This window comes from Zhongshania sp. R06B22 (assembly GCF_040892595.1).
Classification (GTDB): domain Bacteria; phylum Pseudomonadota; class Gammaproteobacteria; order Pseudomonadales; family Spongiibacteraceae; genus Spongiibacter; species Spongiibacter arctica.
The window spans coordinates 1,944,610-1,959,359 of record NZ_JBFRYB010000001.1 but is presented as its reverse complement, the minus strand read 5'-3'; the positions used below and the strand labels follow the sequence as shown (position 1 = coordinate 1,959,359).

At 50.0% G+C, this 14,750-nt stretch carries 12 protein-coding genes; 7 read left to right on the top strand and 5 right to left on the bottom strand.

What is annotated here, in order from left to right:
• On the bottom strand, nucleotides 1-1,374 hold the full coding sequence (locus tag AB4875_RS08895) for a sensor histidine kinase (protein WP_368375709.1): 1,374 nt from the start codon (nucleotides 1,372-1,374) through the stop codon (nucleotides 1-3).
• Nucleotides 1,361-2,038, bottom strand: a complete 678-nt coding sequence (locus AB4875_RS08890; RefSeq protein ID WP_368375708.1) for a winged helix-turn-helix domain-containing protein — start codon at nucleotides 2,036-2,038, stop codon at nucleotides 1,361-1,363. Before AB4875_RS08890 ends, AB4875_RS08895 begins: the two co-directional genes overlap by 14 nt.
• Before the next feature lie 177 nt (nucleotides 2,039-2,215).
• Here AB4875_RS08890 and AB4875_RS08885 point away from each other — a divergent pair, with 177 nt between their 5' ends.
• Nucleotides 2,216-2,704 carry a hypothetical protein gene (locus AB4875_RS08885; protein ID WP_368375707.1) on the top strand — a complete coding sequence of 163 codons (489 nt, stop codon included), beginning with the start codon at nucleotides 2,216-2,218 and terminating at the stop codon, nucleotides 2,702-2,704.
• 66 nt (nucleotides 2,705-2,770) lie between these two features.
• Nucleotides 2,771-3,337: an RDD family protein gene (locus tag AB4875_RS08880; protein WP_368375706.1), complete on the top strand. Its 567-nt coding sequence runs from the start codon at nucleotides 2,771-2,773 to the stop codon at nucleotides 3,335-3,337.
• On the opposite strand, the gene lptG is transcribed toward AB4875_RS08880, so the two are convergent.
• Complete coding sequence (gene lptG / locus AB4875_RS08875) at nucleotides 3,334-4,395, bottom strand: LPS export ABC transporter permease LptG (RefSeq protein WP_368375705.1); 1,062 nt, start codon at nucleotides 4,393-4,395, stop codon at nucleotides 3,334-3,336. The two genes, AB4875_RS08880 and lptG, sit on opposite strands and share 4 nt — an antisense overlap.
• On the bottom strand, nucleotides 4,388-5,500 hold the full coding sequence (lptF, locus tag AB4875_RS08870; RefSeq protein WP_368375704.1) for an LPS export ABC transporter permease LptF: 1,113 nt from the start codon (nucleotides 5,498-5,500) through the stop codon (nucleotides 4,388-4,390). Before lptF ends, lptG begins: the two co-directional genes overlap by 8 nt.
• Before the next feature lie 373 nt (nucleotides 5,501-5,873).
• Here lptF and AB4875_RS08865 point away from each other — a divergent pair, with 373 nt between their 5' ends.
• The 5 genes from AB4875_RS08865 to AB4875_RS08845 all read left to right on the top strand — a co-directional run bounded on the left by AB4875_RS08865 (nucleotide 5,874) and on the right by AB4875_RS08845 (nucleotide 11,989).
• Nucleotides 5,874-7,352, top strand: coding sequence for a leucyl aminopeptidase (locus AB4875_RS08865; protein ID WP_368375703.1), 1,479 nt, complete (start codon nucleotides 5,874-5,876; stop codon nucleotides 7,350-7,352).
• 13 nt (nucleotides 7,353-7,365) lie between these two features.
• A complete protein-coding gene (locus AB4875_RS08860) occupies nucleotides 7,366-7,788 on the top strand; it encodes a DNA polymerase III subunit chi (RefSeq protein WP_368375702.1) in 423 nt (140 codons plus the stop codon).
• 6 nt (nucleotides 7,789-7,794) lie between these two features.
• On the top strand, nucleotides 7,795-8,301 hold the full coding sequence (locus AB4875_RS08855; RefSeq protein WP_368375701.1) for a hypothetical protein: 507 nt from the start codon (nucleotides 7,795-7,797) through the stop codon (nucleotides 8,299-8,301).
• Between the two features lie 162 nt (nucleotides 8,302-8,463).
• Entirely contained in the window at nucleotides 8,464-11,331 is a 2,868-nt protein-coding gene (locus AB4875_RS08850) for a valine--tRNA ligase (RefSeq protein ID WP_368375700.1), read from the top strand.
• Between the two features lie 448 nt (nucleotides 11,332-11,779).
• Nucleotides 11,780-11,989, top strand: coding sequence for a cold-shock protein (locus AB4875_RS08845; RefSeq protein ID WP_368375699.1), 210 nt, complete (start codon nucleotides 11,780-11,782; stop codon nucleotides 11,987-11,989).
• A gap of 72 nt (nucleotides 11,990-12,061) precedes the next feature.
• On the opposite strand, the gene AB4875_RS08840 is transcribed toward AB4875_RS08845, so the two are convergent.
• Nucleotides 12,062-14,671 (bottom strand): PAS domain-containing sensor histidine kinase, encoded by a 2,610-nt coding sequence (locus AB4875_RS08840; protein ID WP_368375698.1) that lies wholly within the window; start codon nucleotides 14,669-14,671, stop codon nucleotides 12,062-12,064.
• Nucleotides 14,672-14,750 lie beyond the last annotated feature (79 nt).

Here is a 14,750-nt window from a genome sequence, read left to right as displayed (position 1 = left end):
TTATCGCGGAAAGCGCAACACAATCCGCAAGCCGGGATTATTATCTTTTAATTCAATATAGCCGTCATGCAAGCGGACAACCGCTTGCACTAGACTCAGGCCCAAGCCGTTGCCAGGGTGTCGGCTGCGGCTGTGCTCCACCCTGAAAAAGCGCTGAAATACCCGCTCTCGATCTTCTTCGGGAATACCCACGCCGCTGTCAGCAACTTCAATTCTAACAATACCGCCTTCAACCGCCAGGTTGACCTGCACCCGACCACCCTCGGGAGTATATTTAATCGCGTTGTCGACTAAATTCGCCACCGCTTGGAATAGCAGATTCCGATCACCGTGAAAGCTGCCGACCTTCGCCAAGCCAGTATGAAAAGTCTGATTTTTCTCTGACGACAGGGGTTCATAAAGCTCGATGACATCCGTTACCAAAGTGCATAAATCGACCTCAGCAAAGCCGGAACGACGGTGACCAGTCTCGACCTGCGCGATACGCAGCAGGGCGCTGAAGGTACCTAATAAACCGTCCGCCTCTTCAATTAACATTTCCAATTGATCTCGACTTGCGGAGTCATCGCAATTTTCATGTAAATCACTGAGCTTGTTTCTTAGCCGTGTTAAGGGTGTGCGCAAATCATGGGCGATATTGTCCGAAACCTGCCTGACCCCGGCCATTAAGGCTTCTATTCGGTCGAGCATCTGATTGACGCTTTCAGACAAGCGCAGAAAGTCGCCACTACTCGCATTGGTGTCAATACGCTCGGATAGGTCACCGGTCATAATACGTCGCAAGGTGACATTGATATGTTCGACTCGCCTAAGCGTTAATCCCGTGACGATTGCGCCACCAATGGTGCCCAATAAAATAGTCGCGACCATACTACGGGTTAAGGCGCCGCCGACTAATTTAGTGCTATTAAGTACATCGGCGTAATGCCGGGCTACCAGCACATGTTCGCCGCCAGCTAATTGCCGAGACCGCGCCACAAACTCGGTGCCAATATAGTCAGAGGGGCTCGTTAAAGATTCAAAACTAAAGCCCAGCCAGCCGTTGCGATACTCTTGACTGTCGGGCCACTGATCTAGATTGCCCGCAATTTTATTGAGATTTTCATCACCCACGTAATAGAAAAATCGAATAAGGCGATCTGGACCGCTATGGTCTTTTACAAACTCATCAACCGCTGAGGCGCCACCGGTCTCATAAGACTGACTTAAGGCCCCCAGTTCGCTTTCTACCGAGTGATGAACTTCGGCAAAAAAGTCATACGCAATGAAGGCATAGATCAGCGCCAGCACCATAAATACTGCAACACTGAGCCACGCGACATAACTGACCAAAAAACGAAAGGTGAAACTACTAAAGATTTTACTGAGAATCATCCAACATATATCCAGCACCGCGAACTGTGTTCAGCAGGGGTTTATCAAAGCCTTTATCGATCTTCTGGCGCAGGCGACTAATATGCACATCAATCACATTGGTTTGCGGATCGAAATGATAGTCCCACACGTTTTCAAGTAACATGGTGCGGGTAACAACCTGACCGGCGTGACGCATCAAGTATTCCAATAATTTATATTCTCTGGGCTGTAAATTGAAAGGCTGACCGGCACGGGAGACCTTGTGCGCCAGCAAATCCATTTCCAAGTCAGCCACTTTCAAACGGGTAACAGCCGAACCCGCTTCTTGGCGACGCAACATGACCTCGATACGGGCCAATAATTCAGCAAAGGCAAATGGCTTCACAAGATAATCGTCGCCACCGGCCTTTAAGCCTTTAACGCGATCTTCCACTTCACCCAATGCGCTTAAAATCAAGGCAGGGGTGCTGTCATTTGACGCCCGCAGTGTTTGGATAATGGTGAGTCCATCAACATGGGGTAACATGCGATCGACAATAAGCGCGTCGTAATCTTCAGTGGTCGCCTTGACCAAACCGGTTTTTCCATCGGCAGCGTGCTCAACTTGATACCCGCTTTCACGCAAGCCCTTCACAATATATTCGGCTACGCTTGCATCATCTTCTATCAATAAGACCCGCATCTATACTAATCCCTTGCACTTTTATCTTGGCTTCATCACTTAAGCGTCTTTCACTCGCGAAACAGCTATCCATGAAAGACCTAGGTATGTGAAGTACATCTACTTATTCACCCTTAGTATGCGGGCGCGTACACTTTTTTCCAACAGCTTCAACTCAGCTTAGGGAGACTAACAGCAATGAATAATATAAAAAATGCTTATGCCTGCCTTAACCATTGGATCAACAAATATCATTGTTTGTTTTTACTGACCTGCGGGCTAATACCATGCACCGCCGTTGCTGGTGTCTGGGACACAGAATCCATTAACGACATCACCCCATCAAAGAATGAGAAACTAAACTACCGCCCCACTATCAGCTTTTGTATTGAACGCGACCAGACCACCGGTCAATTCCAGGCATTTAACGCCAATCAAGCCCGTTTTAACCGGGTATGGATGGACCAGAAAACCGCCAAACACGGGAATGATGCCACCAAAGCGCTAGTGAAAATGGGATTAAAAGCACTCTATAAAGCCTTCCATGGCAGAAGTGCCGGCGCCAAACGTTATTTACCGGACGAAGAAGGTCGTGTCGCCATGTCGAGCTTCGACCGCTACCAAACAGACTACCAAGTTCATTTGCGCAGTGATTCGCTTACCTTAGGTGTCGCACTCACCTTCTAATCGGACTACACCTAGTAATGTCAGCCCTGTTACAATGCGGCGGTTTCTGCTCTGGACCTGCTGCCAATGCCTCCAAAATCTCGACATTCTAAGCCCGTATCGAATAAAGGCGCTGCGCCTATGGCCGCCAATGACTCCCTTTCTGAGCACAGGGAAGGGCCACCGGGGGTATTTCGGCGTATTGCCGCGATTGTCTACGACGTATTCCTGCTATTTGCGGTCCTGTTTGTTGCTACCCTGATTCCTGCGTATTTCCTCAGTCCAGAATCCTTTGTTGCTAGCCCCGCAAATAATAGCGTAGTCCACGAACTAGACATCCCCTTGCAGGGATGGATTTACCGCGGATACTTAATGGTATTGATTATTATTTTTTATGGCTTTTTCTGGCGAAAGAGTGGCCAAACACTGGGTATGCAAGCATGGCGGATTAAACTGGAAAACCTCAATGGCGAGCAACCCAGCTGGACGCAGTGCGTTATTAGAGTATTAGTCGCGGGTATCTCTCTTGCCGCCGGCGGACTGGGCTACTGGTGGATCTGGCTAGATCGCGACAACCGCTCTTGGCATGATCGCGCGTCTAAAACCGTCTTGCGCTCAATACCCAAAGACAAGAAAAAGGCCAAAAAAACCTAGGCCTTTTTCATGAGCATATAGGTGCCCGCAATAAAACATAGCACGATGGGCAATAAACTGGCGTAAATCGGATCAAAGCCATAGACCATACTGGACGGCCCAAGAATATCTTGTAGAGTTCTAAATACAATTCCCACCATCACCCCGACAAACACCCGAAACCCCATGGTGACATTGCGCAAGGGGCCAAAGATAAAGGAAATCGCGATTAAGACCATGCCCATAATGGTGAGCGGTTGTAGTAATTTATTCCAAAACGCCAGTTCATAATCGCCCGCGTTCAAGCCCTGCTTATTCAAATATTGAGCATATCGCCACAGACCACTTATCGACAAATCCTTGGGATCCAAGACCAAAATATTCAATAGTTCCGGCGACAGACCGGTGTCCCAAGGCAGCTGCGGAATAAACTCATAGGTGGCGCCCTTAGGTCCGAGGTCGACAATTTTTACCGCCTCTAATGTCCAGTCGCCGTCTATATAATGCGCCCGCTCGGCAAAGATATTGCGTTCTAATTGGCGCTCTTGGTTAAAACTAAAAATACTGACACCAAACAACACTCCATTGGGCTGCACCGCATTAAAGTGCATAAACTGCTGGCCCTCGCGATGCCACATGCCGTGCCGAGAGTGAATAGAATGTGTTTTTTGCAAGGCAACGGCGCGCTGGCTTTCGGCGATTTGCTGGGACACCGGCGCAACATATTCCGCCACGACCAGGCCCAACAAGGTGATTGCCAAGGTCGGTTTAATCACCGCAAATACCAGCTGACGGGTAGAAACTCCGGCGGCGCGCATCACAATTAATTCACTACTACTCGCCAGTGACCCCAAACCCGCCAAACAACCTACCAAGGCGGCAAATGGTAAATAATCGTAAAAACTTCCCGGTGACGTAAGACCCACATATTTAAGTACCGCTACAAAGGTATAGTCACCCCGCACCTCTTTCAGTCCATCGATAAGCTCTGACAGAAGATCTAAACCAACGATCACAAACAGCACCATAATTATGGCACCGGCAACGGTTCTCCCTATATAGCGATTGAGTTTAGCCACGGTGACGTCTCCAGTTCAGCCACCAGTGTCGCAACATGCTGTCCCAGTAAAGCAAAACCAAACCCAGCAATAAGAACGCGGCATGCACAATCCACATACCGGGAAATACCGGCCATACCCCTTTAGCAATGGAATCGCGAATCGCATTTAAGCAAACCAAATACACCATATAAATCATAAAGGCGGGAAACATCTTGCCGTAGCGACCACGGCGATGATTGGTTTTACTTAGCGACACAGCAATAAGCGCCGCTATCGGCACCAATAAGCCCAAAGAAATCCGCCACTGTATAGCTGCGATATCCTCAAGTTCTGACGAGCCCCACAGCTCCGCGGAGTCCTTGCCATCTAACTCTTGCCTATAGGTTTTTGCCTCAGAATCTCGAATCAACTGATCAAGTTGACCAAAGCTGGTCACTTGGTAATCCATAAACCCAGATTGGCCCACATAACGCACACCGTCATCTAATACCAAGTAGCGCTGACCCGATTTCTCGTCGATTTCAAAGCGGCCCTGCGCCGCGGTGACTAGTGATATTAGCGGCCGGCCGCCATCGACAATGGGCTCAGGCTGGGCGATAAACACCCCCTGCATCGTCTGATCATCGCGATCGGCTCTTTCGATATACGTCACCCGGCCGCTAGCTTTATCTAATCGAAAGCGGCCCTCTACCGCCGCCTTTACACCTACCTCAGAGCGACTTTTTGCCAATAGCTCTACGTAGGCCTGAATACCAGAGGGAGTTACCACCAAACTGATGTACGCCACGATACCGGCAGCAATCAAACTTGGGATTAAGGTATAGGTCAGTAAACGCCGCCGACTCAAGCCGCAGGCGCTCATGACGGTCATCTCACTGTCGACGTATAGACGACCGTATGAGAGTAGGATGCCGATAAACAATCCCAGGGGCAGCACCACTTCAAGAAAGTTTGGCAGGCGGTACATCATTACCAAAAACAGTACATCTGGGGCAAAGTCTCCCGACGCTACCTGACCAAGGTATTTCACAAAACGTCCGCTCATAATAATAACAAGCAAGGTCAGCGTAACGGCGAAAACCGTCTTTAGCATTTCGCTAGTGAGGTACCTAAATAAAATCAACCATATCTCCACCACCCCTGACGGCAATCAATCACAATGACAGCACCGTAACTTTATATACTCGTAAATTCTAATTAATACCGTATCCGCAGCTAATTTAAATCCGGCCAAAGCGCCAGACACAGGCCTATCAAGAAAATAAAAATCGTTTCCATCCACCGCCGACACTAAAAATACCCAGCCTAGTCATTAATCAGACCCGCACTAACTATTTCACGCCACGATGATACCCTTTACACTAAGGCCAGAATACAGCCTTATACTGACTTGCGAGTAAGCGTTAATATAACGCGGCGTGTAACGCCTCAACGATCAAGTAATAATATAACGGCGTGCATTATCACCAATCTGCCCACTGTCTGCGAGTATATCCATGCAAATTAGTCTAAAGCCCTGTAAAGATGTCACTACTGTAAACACCGATTGCCTAATCCTCATCGTTGATCGCTCGCTGAGCACAGATATCGCCAAGGCCGCAGACTCCGCCACGGGCGGCGCCATCACTAAAATCATCAATCGTGGCGACTTCAGTGGCAAAATCGCTGAATCGCTCTACTTACCCGCGGTTAGCGGGCTAAAAGCGCCACGCTTATTAATTATTGGCAAAGGTGAGAACGCTGACCTTAAAGACAGCGAATTTGACAAAATCATCACTGCTGCGATTAATGCTACCGCCAGTGCAGGCTGCAAAGACATCAGCATGATGATCGATAGTATCAGCGTAGCTGATCGCAACGCGCCTTGGCAGTTACAGCGCATCGCTCAACTCATCACCACCGCTGGCTATCGCTACACTGCCACCGTTAGTAAACCCAAGCCTGCCCTGTCTATTCGCCGCTTAACACTGCAGAGCGCGAACACCGACGCTAATCGCCGCGCCGTTCACATTGGCGCCAGTATCGGCAAGGGTATTAATGTGGCCTGCGACTTGGGCGACCTACCCGGCAATATTTGCACGCCAAATTATCTTGCTAGTGAAGCGCGGGCATTGGGACGCAAGTTCGAATCGGTCACCGTCAGCGTACTCGACGAAAAGAAAATGGCGCAATTGGGCATGCACTCCTTGCTATCAGTCTCCGCTGGTTCCGATCAGCCCGCGCAACTTATTGTCATGGAATATAAGGGCAGCAAAAAATCTGATAAACCCCATGTCTTAGTCGGCAAAGGTGTCACCTTCGACACCGGTGGCATTAGCCTAAAGCCCGGCGCGAAAATGGATGAAATGAAATACGATATGTGCGGCGCCGCCAGTGTTCTTGGTACCTTAAACGCGGTGGCAAACATGGACATCAAGCTAAATGTCATCGGTATTATCGCCGCAGCTGAAAACATGCCTAGTGGCAAAGCCACCAAACCCGGCGATGTTGTCACTAGTATGTCGGGACAGACGATTGAGGTCCTCAATACTGACGCCGAAGGTCGCCTCGTTCTGTGCGACGCCCTCACCTACGCCGGCAAATTTAAGCCTGCCTCAGTCATTGATATCGCCACCCTAACGGGCGCCTGCGTGGTGGCTTTAGGCAAACACGCTAGCGGCTTGTTCAGTAATGACGACGGCTTTGCCGCAGAATTGCTAGAGCAAGGTCGACTTGCCCAAGACCGCGCATGGCATATGCCCCTGTGGGATGATTACCAAAGCCAGCTAGACAGCAACTTTGCCGATATGGCCAATATTGGCGGGCCTGAAGCCGGCAGTGTCACCGCAGCATGTTTCTTGTCTCGCTTCACCAAAGATTACCGTTGGGCGCATCTCGATATTGCCGGTGCAGCCTGGATAGGCGGTGCAAACAAAGGCGCCACTGGACGCCCTGTTGGCCTGCTGTGCCAGTATCTTGCAAGCAAGGCAGGTTAATAGGCGCTGGGCCATGACGCGAATTGACTTCCATATACTCAGTCTTATGAGTGCCGAGGCGGCAATGCATTACGCTTGCCGCCTCACCGAGAAAGCCTGGCGCGCGGGCCATCAGGTGTATTTACATTGTGATGATGTCGACGCCACTGAAGCCCTAGACGCCATGCTTTGGCAGTATCGCGACGAGAGCTTCATTCCCCACAGCAGTCACCCCGCAGACCTTAACCCAGTGCTAATAGGTTGCGGTGAGCACGCCGGTGAACACTGCGACGTGCTGGTCAATCTCGCCAAGGAAGTGCCTACTTTCTTCAGCCGCTTTAAACGCCTAGCCGAAATTGTCAGCCAGCAAGACGACAGCCTGAGCGCATCGCGCGAGCGTTATAGTTTCTATAAAGATCGCGGCTATCCATTAAAAACTCACACCATCACAGGTTAATTCCCAATGGCAACGGAAAAAGGCCCTCTGCTGGGTGAACTGGAAGAACTTAAAGCGGTATTACATAAGCAACACGGTGTCGACTTGGCCGCGATCCCACTGCTTGACGATATTATTGAGGACGATGTCGATGACGGGCTTTTAGATTCCAGAGTTCAAGACTCTGTGGTCCTAGAAACTAATGATCTAGAAACTGAAAACATGGCCGCTGACAATGCAGGCACTGGGGCTTTCACCGCCGACACAATAGCTAATGAATATGGCAACACCCTGATCGACGACTCACCACTCCACTTTGCTAACGATACTGACGTTAGTGTCGATGCAAGAAAATCAACGCCAAGCTTTGATAGCAACTATTCCGGCGATGGCGACTACGGACGCGAAATATTTATGCAGGAAGTCATCGACTCGATGATGCCAGAAATAGAAGCGGAGCTGCGCAAGCGACTATTGAGCTTGGACAATGTCATTCTACAGCGCTGGCACTCTCAACTTCACAGCGACAACTAACACCGCAAATGCGACTTTCTTTTTAGCCAGCCCGCCCAAAACTCAGTATACTTAAGCACTTTTTTAATCGCCAAGCCTCCACGCTGACCGATAATGTCGATCAGCACGCGCGGCGCCATTAACACCACCTAAAACATCAGGCTAACACGCCGCAGAGACTCAATGGACAAGACATTTCAGCCCGCAGATATCGAAACCAAGTGGTACCAAAACTGGGAAGAAAAAGGCTATTTCGCGCCTCAGGGCAAGGGCGACCCTTACAGCATCATGATCCCGCCGCCAAACGTCACCGGCAGTTTGCATATGGGGCATGCTTTCCAAGACTCGATCATGGACGCCCTCACCCGCTACCACCGCATGCAAGGCCACAACACCCTTTGGCAGGTTGGCACCGATCACGCAGGCATCGCTACCCAAATGCTAGTCGAGCGCAAACTCGCTGCTGAAACTGGCCAAACTCGTCACGATCTCGGCCGCGACGCATTTCTAGATAAAGTGTGGGAATGGAAGGAAGAATCTGGCGGCACCATCACTCGGCAGCTTCGGCGTCTGGGCGCGTCGGTAGACTGGAACCATGAACGCTTCACCATGGATGATGGCTTCTACAAAGCAGTACAAGAAGTGTTTGTGCGGCTATATGATGACAAGCTCATTTACCGCGGCAAGCGCCTAGTTAACTGGGACCCAAAACTCCACACCGCCATCTCAGACTTGGAAGTCGAAAACACTGATGAAAAAGGCTTTATGTGGCATTTCCGCTACCCATTGGCCGACGGTGAAACGACCGCGGACGGTAAAACCTACTTAGTGGTTGCCACCACCCGACCAGAAACCATGCTTGGCGATACTGCTGTTGCGGTTAATCCCAAAGACGAACGCTATGCCTCACTGATCGGCAAGTTCATTACCCTGCCGTTAGTAGACCGCAAAATTCCCATCGTTGCAGACGACTATGTTGACCGCGAATTTGGCACCGGCTGCGTCAAGATCACCCCCGCCCACGACTTCAATGATTATGCCGTAGGCCAGCGCCATAAATTGCCGATGATTAATATCCTCGACAAAGACGCCGCCATTCGCAGCGAAGCAGAAATTTTCAATAGCGACAGCTCAGAAAATACCGACCTCGATAAAATGGTGCCCGCAAGCTATGCCACGCTGGATCGCTATGTCGCCCGCAAAGCCATTGTCGCCGATTTAGACACCCTTGGCCTGCTCGAAAAAGTAGACGATCACGCGCTTAAGGTTCCGCGCGGAGACCGTTCCGGTCTAGTGATTGAGCCTATGCTCACCGACCAGTGGTTTGTCGCCACCGCCGCATTGGCCAAGCCCGCCATTGAGGCGGTTGAAGACGGTCGCATTGAGTTTGTGCCCAAGCAATACGAGAATATGTATTTTAGCTGGATGCGCGACATTCAAGACTGGTGTATTTCTCGTCAGCTATGGTGGGGACACCGCATTCCCGCATGGTATGACGCTGAAGGCAATATCTACGTCGCTCGCGATGAAGCGGAAGCCCGGGCGAAATACCAACTACCGGCGAGTCTGGAACTCAAGCAAGACGACGATGTACTCGACACCTGGTTCAGCTCTGCACTATGGACCTTTGGCACCCTAGGCTGGCCGGAGCAAACTGAGCGCCTCAAAAATTTCCACCCTACCGACGTATTAGTCACCGGCTTTGACATCATTTTCTTCTGGGTTGCCAGAATGATAATGATGACCATGCATTTCAATAAAGACGAAAACGGTGATGCGCAAGTACCGTTTAAAACCGTTTACATCACCGGCCTAATTCGCGACGAACAGGGCCAAAAAATGTCTAAGTCCAAGGGTAATGTATTAGACCCACTAGATATGATCGACGGCATTGAACTGGACGCACTACTGGAGAAGCGCTGCGGCAATATGATGCAGCCGCAGCTGGCAGAAAAAATCGCCAAGGCCACCCGCAGCACATTCCCCGAGGGTATTGGCGCCCACGGCACCGACGCCCTGCGCTTCACCCTATTTTCACTGGCCTCGACCGGTCGCGATATCAACTGGGATATGCGCCGCTTAGAAGGTTATCGCAATTTCTGTAATAAAATTTGGAACGCCGCCCGCTACGTGCTCATGAACACCGAAGAGCAAGACTGCGGTGTGAATGGCGAAGCTGTGGAACTGAGTCTCGCCGACCGCTGGATTATTTCTCGCCTGCAGCAAACCGAGCAAACCATTGCCAATGCAATGGCAGCCTATCGGCTCGATCACGCGTCCCAAGCAATTTATGAATTCATATGGAACGACTATTGCGATTGGTATCTGGAGCTTTCTAAACCGGTATTGTGGGATGACAACGCCAGTGCTGACGCCAAACGCGGCACTCGCCAAACACTAATTCGGGTACTAGAAGCCACCCTGAGAATGACCCACCCATTTATGCCCTTCATCACTGAGGAAATCTGGCAGCGGGTTGCCCCCATCGCTGGTGTTGCATTCAGTGCCGGCACCGACACCATTATGCTGCAAGCCTATCCCTTGGCCGCCAGTGAAAAAATAGACGACGACGCCATAGCTGATGTCGAATGGCTGAAGCACGTAATTCTCGCCATCCGCAATATTCGCGGTGAGATGAATGTGCCCCCCTCAAAAGCGCTGACCTTACTGCTAAAGAATGGCAGCGACGAGGATCTGCGACGTTTAAGCAGTCATCGCCAATCTCTTGCCAAGCTCGCCAAACTCGATGACATTCAATGGCTGGCCGTCAATGACGAAGCGCCGATGTCTGCGACTCAGTTAGTAGGCACCATGGAAGTACTAGTTCCAATGTCGGGCCTAATCGATAAAGCGGCAGAAATTATCCGCCTAGAGAAAGAAGTCCAAAAGCTAAACAAAGAGATCCAACGCCTACAAGGCAAGCTCAGCAACGCTGGATTCTTAGACAAGGCACCAGCCGATGTTGTGGCTAAAGAGCAGGAGAAACTAGCTGGCCAGCAAGCTGCAATGGCAAAGCTAAGTGAACAAATGCAAACGATTAAAGCATTGTAAGCATCCACTAAATGGCTGTTGATGCGCTATGTAAGTATCAGTGCGGGCAATAGGCCAAGCCCATAGCTGGCTGGAATGGATTATTTATTAGACATAAATGCCCTATTCTTGCCAGCTTTCAATGCACCAAGGCCAAGCAGCTCGAATATCATCCTGTCCGCAGCGCTCTACTATAAAACCCTAAGGCATAGACAAAACACCTAAAGGCGCTATAGTAGAGCTCACAACAAGTCTGATATCCGCTGTAATGTAATGGTCGCAAGCAGAGACAACTCGCTGATAAATACAGCGCCCCGGCCAAGCAGTAATCACTGCATTGCGGCCAATCCCCCCACGTTCCCCAGCACCCAGACCGTTTTATTTACCTTAAACAGCAAAATTTCGATCTTCACAAATCTATCCGTTTTTCACCCTAGCTATTTGTTTAACAACGCAATGAGGAAGAGCAATGAGCGACCGAGTTTCCGGTACGGTTAAGTGGTTCAACAACGCCAAAGGCTTCGGGTTTATTAGCAACAGCGAAGACAATGACGTCTTCGTCCATTTTCGCTCTATTCGCGGCGAAGGCTATCGCACTCTAGACGAAGGGCAAGCTGTTGAATTCAACCTAATTAACGGACCAAAGGGGCTTCAGGCCGAAGACGTGACCAAAGTCTGATCACTGACAAAGCTCTCACAGCCATCAATACTGGCCGCGCGGCAAGTTGTGTTTTATCTAGCGAGAATACCGCTAAAATTTTTCTAGCATTAATCGCGGCCGATACTCAACTGCCCTAGCCAAAGCAGATGGCAACAAAGGATCGCTATAAACTTTTCTTGGGTCGCGGGAGTTAAGCCGACTTGGCCTGGGGGCAATACAAATCGTCCTCACCGCCTGAGTTTTGCAGTATTCAAGCAAGTCGCTATCGGCATCATGACCTAAGATCAGTACGACATTGTCCTGCTTTATTGTCGACAATTGCTCAGCCAAATCTGCCGCAGAAATCACCCAAGATACCTCTTGTCCGCCCAGCGCTAATGCGGCCCGCACCGATTCTTTTAACAAATCATCGCCCATGCTGGCAAATACGACTATGTCCCCGCCAACCACAATGCGTTTCGACGTGGTATCAACCGTAAAAGGAATAGAAAACACAAAGCGACTGCCCTCAAGGTGATCGTCGTCTAAGGCTATCTCACCTCCCATTAAATCCAGCAATCGGGTGGTAATTGCTAAACCCAGCCCCGTGCCACCAAAGCGACGGGCTCGGCTATTCTCTTCCAGCATGAAGGGACTGAATAGCTGCGAGCGCATCTCTTCCGATACGCCTACGCCATTGTCTATCACTTCAAAAGTGATGTTTTGACGAGTCGCAGCTTCTGTCTCTGCAACACTCAGGCGCAACTGAAGCAGCCCGTCGCCAGACCGAGACTTGGTAAATTTTATGGCATTACCTAATAGGTTCACCAAAATTTTACGCAGCCGAGTGGCATCAGCGAAGACCGCGGCGGGTACCGCAGGGTCAATATATAGAATAAAGCGAATTTTATTCTTAGCTGCGCTGTCGGCAAATTCGTCGGCCACGCCCTCAACAAATTCAGCCAATTGGATACTTTCTACTTCCAGCTCCACATCACCAGAATCCAATGCAGAATAATCCAATATATTATCGAGGGTAGCCAGCAAACTCATGGACGAGCGCCGCACCGTATCAACCATCATCCACTGTTCACGATCTAGCTTTGTTTTACTTAACAAATCAGCCATGCCAATAACGCCGTTCATGGGCGTGCGTACTTCATGCCCCATAACACTCAAAAAGGTCGCCTTAGTGCGGCTAGCCTTCTCGGCTTGCATCACCGCAGACTCCAATTGCTGAGTGCGCAAGCGAACCCGGTCTTCAAGGTTGCGGTTTAAACGCCGTACCTCACGCTCTGCTTCCTTAAAGTGGGTAACGTCTGAATGCATCCCGACAATACGAATAACCTGACCGGAGCTGTCGCGTTGTGCACAAGCACGGGTCACTGCATCGCAGACACTGCCATCTATACGGCGTAAACGGTGCTCATCGCGGAACACTGTATCGTCGCTTTTTAGAAAATCTTCAATAGCTTGCCTAACACGTACTCGGTCATCCGGGTGAATACTGGCATCAAACACCGCACGGCCATCGAGCGGCTGGCCACCTTTAATACCAATCATATTTAGCCATGCAGGGCTAAAAAATACCGAACCGTTTATCATATCCCAGTCCCACAGACCGTCTCGCGATGCCATCATTGCCATCTCAAAACGCTTCTGCGAATGCTGATATTTTTGATATAAGTCTCGACGCTCAGACACATCTTGCAGACACACCACGACCACCTGGCCATCCGTGGTATCAAAATCACCGAAATACAGCTCGACCGGTATCTCGACCCCCTCTGAATTCAAGATTAAGAGTTCGCGCCCCTTGACCCGCTGACCACCTCGCTCAGCACTGCCGTCCATATAGTTATTACTAAACAACTTGTATTGCTGCCGAAAACGCTTTGGCAACAAGCTCAGCATATCCATGCGTGATAATTGCTCACAGGGGTACATTAGAAATTTTGCTGCAGACTCGCTGGCCAACAGAATGTGCCCGCTGCGATCTGTCAACAGCACAATGCCCGGCAAGGTGTTGATAAGGCGGTTAAAATACTCGCTGGTATCGAGCATGCCCTGATGCTCCTTGGCGAACTTTCTCGCAAAATGGATACCCACCGCCAATGGCAACAAGCACAGCAATAGCAAGCTAAATATAAATTGGGTCTGTTGATGCCAGCGCACTTGCTGATCAAGTACCGATATAGCCAAAGCCGACAGCCACTCTTGCTCATACGCCCGCAACGCCTGTAAGCCAATAACTATTTTTTGGGCATCGACCTGAGGATTTAAAGGTGCGGAAACGCTAATTAAAGATTCGGAGGCCCGAGATTGATAAGAAGAATAGACATCGAGCAGACGAACCAAGTCCCGGACGATCGGCTGGGGAAATGATGCAAAAACATCACTCAGTAGTATCTCGCGTCCTGCGATAAAACGACTTCGAATGATATTGACTTGAGGTGAGTCATTCATAAGATAAGCGGCAGCGAACTCATGGAAGACATTGCCACGCGCAAGCGCCGTGTCGAGCTCAAATAGCGCCGTCTCTCTCAACTGCAATTGGGATAAAGCCGAACTAGAACCCGACTCAGCCTTACTGAGAAGATATGCTTGAGATACTGCCAAAATGAGTATCAATACACAGAGCGCTGCAATAGCAATATTGAGTATGAGACGATGCTTTCTAGCGCTTTGCTTACTCTCTCTGGAATCAATCCAGTCACGCATCAACATGCCCCCATTCACCACACGTGTAAACTGCTTAACCCCATCCTTGAAGGGCCTTCTATAGTGCGATTTGACGCGG